11 protein-coding genes and 1 tRNA gene are annotated in these 10,669 nt (G+C 69.3%); 7 read left to right on the forward strand and 5 right to left on the reverse strand.

Features of this window, described 5'->3' with window-relative positions:
- Positions 1-38: 38 nt before the first annotated feature.
- The gene (locus ACWDR3_RS45620) at positions 39-1,211 is read right to left on the reverse strand and encodes an FAD-dependent oxidoreductase (protein ID WP_450358604.1); all 1,173 of its coding nucleotides are present in this window, start codon (positions 1,209-1,211) and stop codon (positions 39-41) included.
- A 213-nt stretch (positions 1,212-1,424) separates the two neighbouring features.
- Between ACWDR3_RS45620 and ACWDR3_RS45625 the strand changes: the two genes are divergently transcribed.
- The 5 genes from ACWDR3_RS45625 to purM all read left to right on the forward strand — a co-directional run bounded on the left by ACWDR3_RS45625 (position 1,425) and on the right by purM (position 6,060).
- On the forward strand, positions 1,425-2,021 hold the full coding sequence (locus ACWDR3_RS45625) for an O-methyltransferase (protein ID WP_450358605.1): 597 nt from the start codon (positions 1,425-1,427) through the stop codon (positions 2,019-2,021).
- Positions 2,022-2,053: 32 nt separating this feature from the next.
- Positions 2,054-2,851: a sterol carrier family protein gene (locus ACWDR3_RS45630; protein ID WP_450358606.1), complete on the forward strand. Its 798-nt coding sequence runs from the start codon at positions 2,054-2,056 to the stop codon at positions 2,849-2,851.
- A 63-nt stretch (positions 2,852-2,914) separates the two neighbouring features.
- Positions 2,915-3,361, forward strand: a complete 447-nt coding sequence (locus tag ACWDR3_RS45635) for an META domain-containing protein (protein WP_450358607.1) — start codon at positions 2,915-2,917, stop codon at positions 3,359-3,361.
- A gap of 61 nt (positions 3,362-3,422) precedes the next feature.
- Positions 3,423-4,949 (forward strand): amidophosphoribosyltransferase, encoded by a 1,527-nt coding sequence (purF, locus tag ACWDR3_RS45640; protein ID WP_401719712.1) that lies wholly within the window; start codon positions 3,423-3,425, stop codon positions 4,947-4,949.
- 43 nt (positions 4,950-4,992) lie between these two features.
- A complete protein-coding gene (gene purM, locus ACWDR3_RS45645; RefSeq protein WP_450358608.1) occupies positions 4,993-6,060 on the forward strand; it encodes a phosphoribosylformylglycinamidine cyclo-ligase in 1,068 nt (355 codons plus the stop codon).
- Between the two features lie 94 nt (positions 6,061-6,154).
- Here purM and ACWDR3_RS45650 read toward each other — a convergent pair whose 3' ends face one another.
- Positions 6,155-6,409: a DUF3073 domain-containing protein gene (locus tag ACWDR3_RS45650; protein WP_401719707.1), complete on the reverse strand. Its 255-nt coding sequence runs from the start codon at positions 6,407-6,409 to the stop codon at positions 6,155-6,157.
- 281 nt (positions 6,410-6,690) lie between these two features.
- Complete coding sequence (locus ACWDR3_RS45655) at positions 6,691-7,794, reverse strand: Leu/Phe/Val dehydrogenase (RefSeq protein ID WP_450358609.1); 1,104 nt, start codon at positions 7,792-7,794, stop codon at positions 6,691-6,693.
- 220 nt (positions 7,795-8,014) lie between these two features.
- Here ACWDR3_RS45655 and ACWDR3_RS45660 point away from each other — a divergent pair, with 220 nt between their 5' ends.
- Both ACWDR3_RS45660 and bldC read left to right on the forward strand, forming a co-directional pair.
- Entirely contained in the window at positions 8,015-8,857 is an 843-nt protein-coding gene (locus ACWDR3_RS45660; RefSeq protein WP_450358610.1) for a hypothetical protein, read from the forward strand.
- Positions 8,858-9,390: 533 nt separating this feature from the next.
- The gene (gene bldC / locus ACWDR3_RS45665; RefSeq protein WP_003949541.1) at positions 9,391-9,597 is read left to right on the forward strand and encodes a developmental transcriptional regulator BldC; all 207 of its coding nucleotides are present in this window, start codon (positions 9,391-9,393) and stop codon (positions 9,595-9,597) included.
- Between the two features lie 424 nt (positions 9,598-10,021).
- Here bldC and ACWDR3_RS45670 read toward each other — a convergent pair whose 3' ends face one another.
- Positions 10,022-10,213: a DUF6274 family protein gene (locus ACWDR3_RS45670; RefSeq protein ID WP_450358611.1), complete on the reverse strand. Its 192-nt coding sequence runs from the start codon at positions 10,211-10,213 to the stop codon at positions 10,022-10,024.
- A 348-nt stretch (positions 10,214-10,561) separates the two neighbouring features.
- A tRNA-Asp gene (locus ACWDR3_RS45675) sits at positions 10,562-10,623 on the reverse strand.
- Positions 10,624-10,669: the final 46 nt, after the last annotated feature.

Consider the following 10,669-nt stretch of genomic DNA (forward strand, 5'->3'; position numbering starts at 1 on the left):
GATCCGGTGCTCCAGCTTGTTGATCATCGCGAGGAGGATCATGACGAGTTTCGTGGAGTTCCCGACAGCCTCGCGAAGTTCGCCCTGTTGTTCCAGTACGCCGCCCCGTCGATCAGTTCCTGTCCGATGGCCTCATTGGTGGCCACGGCCGCGGCCGCCGCTGTGGCACTACGAGGAAACAGCGCGTCCTCGTACGCGGTGAGCGCGGCCTCGATGTCGTCGGGGTGCGCGGCGATGGCCAGGCCGAGTTCGGCGCCGTCCTGCATGGCGAGGTTGGCGCCTTCGCCGTCCGGCGGCGAGAGGTGGGCGGCGTCGCCGACCAGGGTCACCCCGGGCACCCGATCCCAACGGTGCCCGATCGGCAGCGAGTTGAGGGGCCGCAGGACCGGGGCGGTGTCGCTGTCGGTGATCAGGGCGGTGATCTCGGGGGCCCAGCCGTCGAACTCCGCGACGATCCGGGCGGTGGCCGTAGCGGAGTCCGTGAAGTCGATGTCGGCGAACCACTCCTGCGGCTTGGCCAGCGTCACATAGGCGTGCAGGGTCTCGCCGCTCTCCCGGTGCGCCCCGATCCACTTCCCGCTCGCTCCCGTGTCCGGTGCGAGCACGAACAGCGATCCGCCGCCGACCGTCTTCGCGGCGGTCGGGTGCCTGGTCTCGCTGTCGTAGAGATAGGTCTCGACGAAGGACCGGCCGAAATACTCGGGCGTGGCGTCGGACAGCAGCGGTCGTACCCGAGACCAGGCGCCGTCCGCGCCGACGAGCAGGTTCGTGACGACGATGCTGCCGTCGGCGAAGGTGACCTCGTGGCGGCCGTCGTCGAGGGTGCGGGTGTCGCTGACCTTGTGGCCCCAGCGGACGGTGCCGGCCGGGAGCGAGTCGAGCAGGATCTGCCGCAACTCGCCGCGCTGCACCTCGGGGCGGCCACCGGTGCCGTCGTCGGGCTCGTCCATCAGGAGGGTGCCGTCCCGGTCGAGGACGCGGGTCGCCTGGCGGCCCTCCAGGACGATGGCGCGGAACTCGTCCATCAAGTCGGCCGCTTCCAGGGCGAGTTGGCCGTTGTAGTCGTGGATGTCGAGCATCCCGCCCTGCAGCCGGGCCATCGGCGAGGCCTCCGCCTCGTAGACCGTGACCGGGATGCCGTTCACGTGCAGGACGCGGGCGAGGGTCAGTCCGCCGAGTCCGGCGCCGATGATCGTGACGTGAGTGGTCATGACGACTCCTTGGGTGTCCTGAGTTGTCGCGGGCCCGCCGGACGGTCGCCCGGCGGGTACTCCGGAACGGTTCCAGCGCGCACCGACAGGTCGCCGACGCGAGACCGACACGGCCGACAACCCCCCGACGGCTGTCCGACGGCTTTCCGACACGGCCGACACCCGACCGACACCGCTGTTGCCCGGGAGACGCGGTGCTTGCACCATCTCCGCATGGACGACACCCCGCTCACCTCGCCAACTGCCCTCCCCTCCTTGCGTGTTGCGGCCCAGGAGGCAGGCTTCACCAGGTCGTGCGACGAACGGACCGGCAGCCTGCTCGCCGTACTCGCCGCGGCCCGGCCGGGTGGCCGCGTGCTCGAACTCGGCACCGGCGTCGGCGAAGGCACCGCCTGGCTCCTGAGCGGGATGGACGGAGCCGCGCGGCTGGTCACCGTCGAACTCGACGCCACCGTCCAGGCGATCGCCCGCGAGGAGCTGGGGTCCGACCCGCGAGCGACCTTCGTGACGGCGGACGCGGGGCAGTGGCTGGAGGAGTACGACGGCGACCCCTTCGACCTGGTGTTCGCGGACACCTGGCCCGGCAAGTTCACCCACCTCGAACACGCCCTGGACCTCGTGGCACCCGGCGGGACCTACCTGATCGACGACCTGCTCCCCCAGCCGGACTGGCCGCAGGCCCACAGGGCCGCCGTGAAACGCCTGCTGGGCGAGGTGGAGGCCCGCCCGGATTTCCGGTCCGTGCGCCTGGCGTGGTCGAGCGGCCTGGTCATGGCGGTGCGCAGAGAGGGGGGACCGAAAACGCCGTGAGCCGCCCCGCCCCGACGATTAGGCTCACCGCCATGCCCACGGCCAAGAAGCGCGCGCGTACGTACGATCCCGTCAAGACTCGCACCGCGGTACTCGCCCAGTTCGGGAACGTACGCCGGGCCGTGGGGACGCTCACCCCCGAGCAGCTCGCGTTGCCCACACGTCTGGGCGAGTGGACCGTACGGGAGCTGGTCGCGCACATCGGGATGGCGGTCACGGCCGTCCACCGCTCCCTGGACCTGCCCGCCCCGCCCGCGCAGGACGCCGTGCTCCTCGACTGGCCCTTCGCCACTTCGGCGAACTCCGCCGCCATCGCCGACTTCACACGGAAGCTCGCCGAGCAGCACCCCGACCTCGACGCCTACCTCGCCGACATCGAGCGGACCCTCACCGGGCACCTCGACACCCACCCCGGCACCCGGCTGCTCCAGACCAACGCCGGCGCCATGCCCCTCGCCGACTACCTGGTCACCCGTACCGTCGAACTGGTCGTCCACACCGACGACTTGAACGCGGCCGTGCCGGGTCTCGACATCCCGTACGACCGCCAGGCCCTCGCCGCCTGCACCCGGCTGCTCGCCGATGCGCTCGCAGTGAAGGCGCCCGGCGCGACTACGGAGGTGCGGATCCCGCCGTACGCCGTCGTGCAGTGTGTCGAAGGGCCCCGGCACACCCGTGGCACTCCGCCGAACGTCGTCGAGACCGACCCGCTGACCTGGCTGCGGCTCGCGACCGGGCGGACGCGGTGGAAGGACGCCGTGGCGGAGGCGAAGGTGAGCGCGAGCGGGGAGCGGTCGGATCTGGGCGGGTTGCTGCCGATCATGGGGTGAGGCGGCCGATGCCGATCATCGGGGGACAGGGAACCCGTCCCGTGTCCCTCCCGTCCCATCTCCATGGACAAACAGCGATTCACCCTCGCCGTGCTGACCATCCTTCCGCTCGTCGTGGCCTGCGGGAGTGAGAAGGCGACCGGAGGGAGCGGTTCGGTCGATGCCGAGCGGCCCGTCACCGGTGTGGACTGGCGGGTCCAGGACATCACCGCGGACGGCGCGACCAAGAAGGTGCAGGGCAAGCCGTACCTCGCCTTCGACGCCAAGAGCGGCAAGGTCGGCGGCCGGCTCGGCTGCAACGCCGTCAACGCGACGGCCACCGTACGCGCCGGACACATCACGCTCGGCCGTCCGTCCACCACCCGAATGATGTGCGACGCCTCACTCATGGGCACCGAACGCTCGCTGCTGAGCCTCTTCGACGGCCGGGTCGGCTACCGAGTCGATCACGGCACCCTCACGCTGACCAGCGAAAACGGCACGAGCGTCCGCGCCGTCGCCGCCGAGTGATCCACTACCGGCGAGTAACCCCAATTCGGACCAGTGGTCGATCTCGCCTACACTCGGTGCCGTGCCACGTGGTGACGGTCGACTCAGTCATGATCTGCTCCCCGGCGAGAAAGGACCCCAAGACGCTTGCGGCGTCTTCGGAGTCTGGGCTCCCGGTGAAGAGGTCGCCAAGCTCACTTACTTCGGGCTCTACGCCCTACAGCATCGAGGCCAGGAATCCGCGGGAATCGCGGTCAGCAACGGCTCGCAGATCCTTGTCTTCAAGGACATGGGCCTCGTCTCCCAGGTCTTCGACGAGACCTCGCTCGGTTCGCTCCAGGGTCATATCGCGGTCGGTCACGCCCGCTACTCGACCACCGGCGCCTCCGTGTGGGAGAACGCCCAGCCGACGTTCCGTGCCACCGCGCACGGCTCCATCGCGCTCGGCCACAACGGCAACCTGGTCAACACCGCGCAGCTCGCGGAGATGGTCGCCGACCTGCCCAAGCAGGAGGGCCGCACCCCGCGCGTCGCGGCGACCAACGACACCGACCTGCTGACGGCGCTGCTCGCCGCCCAGGCCGACGAGGACGGCCGGCCGCTGACCATCGAGGAGGCCGCCCACACGGTCCTCCCCAAGGTGCGCGGCGCCTTCTCCCTCGTCTTCATGGACGAGCACACCCTCTACGCGGCCCGCGACCCGCAGGGCATCCGCCCCCTGGTCCTGGGCCGGCTGGAGCGCGGCTGGGTCGTCGCCTCCGAGTCCGCCGCCCTCGACATCTGCGGTGCCGCCTACGTCCGCGAGATCGAGCCGGGCGAGTTCGTCGCCATCGACGAGAACGGCCTGCGCACCTCGCGATTCGCGGAAGCGAAGCCCAAGGGCTGCATCTTCGAGTACGTGTACCTGGCCCGCCCGGACACGGACATCGCCGGGCGGAACGTGTACCTCTCCCGCGTGGAGATGGGACGCAAGCTCGCGAAGGAAGCCCCGGTCGAGGCCGACCTGGTCATAGCGACACCGGAGTCCGGCACCCCCGCCGCCATCGGCTACGCGGAGGCGTCCGGCATCCCCTTCGGCGCGGGCCTCGTGAAGAACGCCTACGTGGGCCGTACGTTCATCCAGCCCTCGCAGACCATTCGTCAGCTCGGCATCCGCCTGAAGCTGAATCCGCTGAAGGAAGTCATCAAGGGCAAGCGACTGGTCGTCGTCGACGACTCCATCGTGCGCGGCAACACCCAGCGCGCCCTGGTGCGCATGCTCCGCGAGGCCGGCGCGGCCGAGGTCCACATCCGGATCTCCTCGCCGCCCGTGAAGTGGCCCTGCTTCTTCGGCATCGACTTCGCCACGCGCGCGGAGCTGATCGCCAACGGCATGACCATTGACGAGATCGGCATCTCGCTCGGCGCCGACTCCCTGGCGTACATCTCCATCGACGGCATGATCGACGCGACCACCATCGCCAAGCCGAACCTCTGCCGCGCCTGCTTCGACGGCGAGTACCCGATGGAGCTCCCGGACCCCGAACTGCTGGGCAAGCAGCTCCTGGAGACCGAACTGGCCGCCGGTCCGGCCGCCACGGCCGCGGCCGACGCGATCCGTCGGCCGTAGCCGCCCGTCACACCCGCAGTACGACACGAAGGTTCTCACCGTCATGCCTGAGACAACTGGTGCCAGCTACGCAGCCGCGGGCGTCGACATCGACGCGGGCGACCGCGCCGTGGAACTCATGAAGGAGTGGGTCAAGAAGACCCGGCGCCCCGAGGTCCTCGGCGGCCTCGGCGGCTTCGCCGGCCTCTTCGACGCCTCCGCCCTGAAGAAGTACGAGCGCCCCCTGCTCGCCTCCGCGACCGACGGCGTCGGCACCAAGGTCGACATCGCCCGGCAGCTGGGCGTCTACGACACCATCGGCCACGACCTGGTCGCGATGGTCATGGACGACATCGTGGTGTGCGGCGCCGAGCCGCTGTTCATGACCGACTACATCTGCGTCGGCAAGGTCCACCCCGAGCGGGTCGCCGCCATCGTCAAGGGCATCGCCGAGGGCTGCGTACTGGCCGGCTGCGCCCTGGTGGGCGGCGAGACGGCCGAACACCCCGGGCTGCTCGGCGAGGACGACTTCGACGTCGCGGGCGCCGGTACGGGCGTGGTGGAGGCCGACCGGCTGCTGGGCCCCGATCGCATCCGTACGGGTGACACGGTGATCGCCATGGCGTCCTCCGGTCTTCACTCGAACGGGTACTCGCTGGTCCGGCACGTCCTGCTGAACCAGGCGGGCCTCTCCCTGGACGCGCGCATCGACGAGCTCGGCCGCACGCTCGGCGAGGAGCTCCTGGAGCCCACCAAGATCTACTCGCTGGACTGCCTGGCGCTGACGAGCACCGCCGAGGTGCACGCCTTCTCGCACGTCACCGGCGGTGGCCTCGCCGCGAACCTCGCCCGTGTCGTCCCTGACGGCCTGCACGCGATCGTGGACCGCGCGACCTGGACCCCGGACCCGATCTTCGACCTGGTCGGCCGGACCGGTCAGGTCGAGCGCCTGGAGCTGGAGAAGACCCTCAACATGGGCGTGGGCATGATCGCCATCGTCCCCGAGGAGTCCACGGACGTGGCCCTGGCGACCCTGGCGGACCGCGGCGTCGACGCATGGGTGGCCGGCGAGATCACCGACCGCGGCGACCACGGGACGGGCGCGGCGCTCATCGGCGACTACGCGAGCTGAACCGCGCCCCTACCCGGGCCGAACCGCACCAAGCAGCGCAAAACCCGGTCCGGCGGGGGTAACCGCATGGACCGGGTCAAGCAACGCTGGGTCGTCAAGCGCCGCGGCGTTGAGACGTCGGACCGGACTCGTCGTCCTCGTCCTCGTCGTCGTTATAGAGATCCGCGTACTGCGAGTACGGGTCGTCGTCTTCCTCGTCCTCGTCCTCGAACGGCTCGCCATTCGGCGGCTGGTTCGAAGTCGAAGCGCCCAGCTCGTTGGCCAGACGCGACAGGTCAGTCCCGCCGCTGTTGTACTTCAGCTGGCGGGCGACCTTCGTCTGCTTGGCCTTGGCCCGGCCGCGCCCCATGGCTCGACCCCCTCGGTGACGGGGCTCGACGGCCCCAGAGTCTTGACACGCGTTCATGATCTGGAACGGGCTCTCCGTGGAGAGACCGGTCCGTAGGGCTTCCACGGTACCTGAGCCCGCGCCCATACGGTACGTCGCCCGCACGACGGGCCCGGGTCCACCCCCTGCGAGGCGCCCCGTCCCCGCTGGTCAACCGCGATTTTAACCACTTCTTCGCGGGCGACCCGCCGACGGACGTGAGAGTTCTCTCTAACTGCCCGCCGACGGGTACCGGCCAAACCTCAGCGAGCCCTTTTCAGGGCCGCCTCGTGCATCCTCTGCTCGGCGATCCGGTCGGCCGCGGCGGCCGGCGGAATACCGTCCTCCTTCGCACGTGCGAATATGGCCAGCGTGGTGTCGAAGATCTTCGCGGCCTTCGCCTTGCACCGCTCGAAGTCGAACCCGTGCAGCTCGTCGGCGACCTGGATCACCCCGCCCGCGTTCACCACGTAGTCCGGCGCGTAGAGGATTCCGCGGTCGGCGAGGTCCTTCTCGACGCCCGGGTGCTCCAGCTGGTTGTTGGCGGCGCCGCACACGATCGAGGCGGTCAGCACCGGCACGGAGTCGTCGCTGAGGGCCCCGCCGAGCGCGCAGGGCGCGTACACGTCCAGCCCCTCCACCCGGATCAGCGCCTCGGTGTCGGCGACCGCGCGCACACCGGCCGGGTGCGCGTCGAGGATCCGGCGTACGGCCTCCTCGCGCACGTCCGTGACGACGACCTCGGCGCCCTCCGCCAGCAGGTGCGCCACCAGGTGGTGGCCGACCTTGCCGACGCCCGCGATGCCGACCCTGCGGCCGCGCAGCGACGGGTCGCCCCAGAGGTGCTGGGCGCTGGCCCGCATGCCTTGGTAGACGCCGAACGCGGTGAGCACGGAGGAGTCGCCGGCGCCGCCGTTCTCGGGTGAACGCCCGGTCGTCCAGCGGCACTCGCGGGCGACGACGTCCATGTCGGCGACGTACGTACCGACATCGCACGCGGTGACGTACCGGCCGCCGAGCGAGGCCACCATCCGCCCGTAGGCGAGCAGCAGGTCCTCGGTCTTGTCACGGTCCGGGTCGCCGATGATGACGGCCTTGCCGCCGCCGTGGTCGAGACCGGCCATGGCGTTCTTGTACGACATCCCGCGGGCGAGGTTGAGCGCGTCGGCGACGGCTTCCTGCTCGCTCGCGTACGGGTAGAAGCGCGTACCGCCGAGCGCGGGGCCCAAAGCGGTGCTGTGGAGAGCGATCACGGCCTTGAGGCCGGAGGCGCGGTCCTGGCAGAGCACGACCTGCTCGTGACCGCCCTGGTCCGTGTGGAACAGGGTGTGCAGTGCGTCAGCAGGTGCGCCGGTTACGTCGGTCACTGTAGTGACTCCTGGGTAAGTAGCGGCGGTTGGAGACGAGCTCCCATGGGTGGCGGGGGCTGTGAGACGAGATTAGGGCCTTGGGGTGTCCGGCCACCGCGCAGTGCTCAGGATCACGTACTCATGTGATGCGTCCGTGCGACGATTTGGATAGATTTCCCGCCCGTTTGTGAGCGGGTTCCGCAGGTTTTCCCGTTGGTGGGCGGGGGATGGAGCAGGCGTGCCCAAGGTGTCCTCGGTGATCGTCCCGTATGCGACGTATCTGCGCGTGTACGAACCGCTGGCCGCCTTCCCGGAGCCGGAGCGCACCCACTGGGCACGCTACGCCCGCCGGCCCGACCGCCCCTCCTACCAGGACGAGCTGCGCCGCTCCCTGGCCGACCTGCTGCCCACCCCGCCCATCCCGGTGCCGGTGCACGAGAGCAGCGACGCCTTCGTGCTCGATGCCGACGGCGTGGTCTGCGTCTGCCCCTGGCGCACCCGGCTGCGCGGCTGGCAGGCCCTCCAGGAACTGCCCGAGGAGCTGCCGGCGCCGGTCCTGGAGGCGGTCCTGCCCGAGGTCGTACGACGCCAGGCGACCCAGGACTACGAGCGCTGGCTGCTGCGCAACCCCGACGCCCGCCCGTGGATCCGCATGGCCACCTGGCAGGTGCCGCTGCACTGGTTCGTGCTCGTCGCCGACGAGGAGCGGCGCTTCGACAAGGGCTCCGGCGAGATCCCGCCCGCGCTGCGCTACCGGACGCCGATGGTGCAGGCCCGCCGGCGCGTGGCCCGGGCCCTGCGGACGCTTCGGGACACCCTCGACGAGGGGCCGCTGATGGACGGTCTGCTGGATGTCGGGCGCTGGCTGGAGGAGTTCCATCCGCGCTCGCTGGTGGAGCTGGACTACGGCGGGCTCGTGCACGCGCTGCCGCCCGGCGAGCTGGAGGGCGACCACTCGGCGGCGGACGTCGCCGAGGGCATCGAGGCCCTGCGGCACGGCGACGGGGCGGCCGCGGGAGCGGCGTACGCACGGCTCGTGGACCGCTGGCGGTCGGTCAGGGACCGGCGCTCGGCGAACTGACGTTTGACGAATCGCCCGTTTTGGGGTTTCGTCCTGACACCGGCTCGTGCACTCGTGCGAGTCGCCCTTGCCTTCTGATGCCGCGTCCACATGGGACGTAGGTCCCGATCCGGGCTTATGTGTCAACAACGCGTCAACAAGGGGCAAGCGTGACGGACCGCACGTACGCGGCCCTTGCGTCCCTTACCCCTCCTCATGCCAAAATAGGACAAGGAGTCCGGGGAGGACTCCGCTCGCATTGCACGCTTTGGGGGGTCTGATGACTCCTGATCGCCCTGTGACTGATCGTCACAGTGGCGTGACTGTCCGCTATGGCATGGTCCATCGGCTTCCGTCGCTGATGGATACCTGGAGGGGCAATTCCATCGGTTTGGCCTACGTGGTTGGACAGATGGTGTAGTTGTAGTGCCGAGGACAAGCCGTTCGTCCTATAACCGACTCGACTCGCGTCCGCCATTTCGGGCAACGCGGGTCAAGGTGCAGAATTTAGAGGAAAGAACCGAGAAGGTTCGGTTCTCCCGAGGAGGCCGCTCATGACCGCTCGCACCCCTGATGCCGAGCCGCTGCTGACCCCGGCTGAGGTCGCCACGATGTTCCGTGTTGACCCCAAGACGGTCACGCGGTGGGCGAAGGCCGGCAAGCTCACGTCGATCCGTACGCTCGGCGGGCACCGCCGCTATCGCGAGGCGGAGGTCCGTGCGTTGCTCGCGGGCATCCCGCAGCAGCGCAGCGAGGCCTGAACAACTGGATAACCGGGCAAACCGGCAGGTCCCCCAACTTGTCGATACGTCCGATCACTAGCTCCAAACGACGCGGGTTCTGCCCCAACAGAGCCCACGCCCAAGCCCCTCCGGGCTTTCCCACCACGTGACAAGGGTGCGTCGTCGATCGCGCTGGACTCCGCCGGGTCCAGCGCGATCTTTTTTGTGCGCGTGCGGTGGATGAGGTGGGTGGGTCCGGTGGGGCTGTGAGCGACCTTGTCGGAGTCTGAGGAGTGACCCTGACGGGAGGCTGACGGGGACCCCGGTCACTGGTGCAATTGCACATATAAAATTGACCAGTTGTAGGAGAGGGGTAAATTCCTCGGTTTCAGAAACTCATGCAGTGACACCCGTCACATGCCAGAGTCCTTGTTACCTCGCGCGAGAGTGCGCTAAAGGAGCGTCACGCACTGGCGGGACTCTCGTCCTCGACGGCCCCGTCGGCCACCGGGTCGGCCGGCGGCGCGGAGTCCAACTCCTGCCACAGCAGGCGATGGCAGATCGGACAGTGACGCATCAGATGCCGGTAGGACGTGGCGGCCGCCAGGTGCGCACGGAGCAACGCGCGCGTCTCGTGCCTGACCGAAGCCGCCATACGCCACCTCCAGGGGCCGCACGGGCCGCCCGCGAACGTGCCCTGGTCTCTGGGTACCGAGCGAATGTGACGCCGTCAAGACGGCGGGAGGCGATGAGGGACTCTTGAGGGACGAGAACCGGAAGTGTCGCCGGTTCGGCTGCCCGTAGGTAAGGAAGCGGGCACACAAAAAAGCCCGGATCCGAAGATCCGGGCTTCTTCTGCTGCGGTCCTGACGGGATTTGCTGTGTCTGATTGCGGCTCCGCCGCGGGCGCGGCCTCCACCTTGACAGTCTGGCGAGGGGCTTCGCGTGCGAATAAGGGCCCGCAACCCCTTGTCGGGTGCGGGCCCTTCTGCTTCCACTGCGGTCCTGACGGGATTTGAACCCGCGGCCTCCACCTTGACAGGGTGGCGAGCACTCCACTAGTTTTCGTTTGTGTCGGAGGGTTCCATGGCCGCGTCCTCGAAGTTGCCCC

It is taken from the genome of Streptomyces sp. NPDC001002, from assembly GCF_053599215.1.

Bases quoted from the DNA above. Each gene is read 5' to 3' on its own strand.
- ACWDR3_RS45620 (WP_450358604.1), bottom strand. From the start codon at position 1,211: ATGACCACTCACGTCACGATCATCGGCGCCGGACTCGGCGGACTGACC.
- ACWDR3_RS45625 (WP_450358605.1), top strand. From the start codon at position 1,425: ATGGACGACACCCCGCTCACCTCGCCAACTGCCCTCCCCTCCTTGCGT.
- ACWDR3_RS45630 (WP_450358606.1), top strand. From the start codon at position 2,054: ATGCCCACGGCCAAGAAGCGCGCGCGTACGTACGATCCCGTCAAGACT.
- ACWDR3_RS45635 (WP_450358607.1), top strand. From the start codon at position 2,915: ATGGACAAACAGCGATTCACCCTCGCCGTGCTGACCATCCTTCCGCTC.
- purM (WP_450358608.1), top strand. From the start codon at position 4,993: ATGCCTGAGACAACTGGTGCCAGCTACGCAGCCGCGGGCGTCGACATC.
- ACWDR3_RS45650 (WP_401719707.1), bottom strand. From the start codon at position 6,409: ATGGGGCGCGGCCGGGCCAAGGCCAAGCAGACGAAGGTCGCCCGCCAG.
- bldC (WP_003949541.1), top strand. From the start codon at position 9,391: ATGACCGCTCGCACCCCTGATGCCGAGCCGCTGCTGACCCCGGCTGAG.
- ACWDR3_RS45670 (WP_450358611.1), bottom strand. From the start codon at position 10,213: ATGGCGGCTTCGGTCAGGCACGAGACGCGCGCGTTGCTCCGTGCGCAC.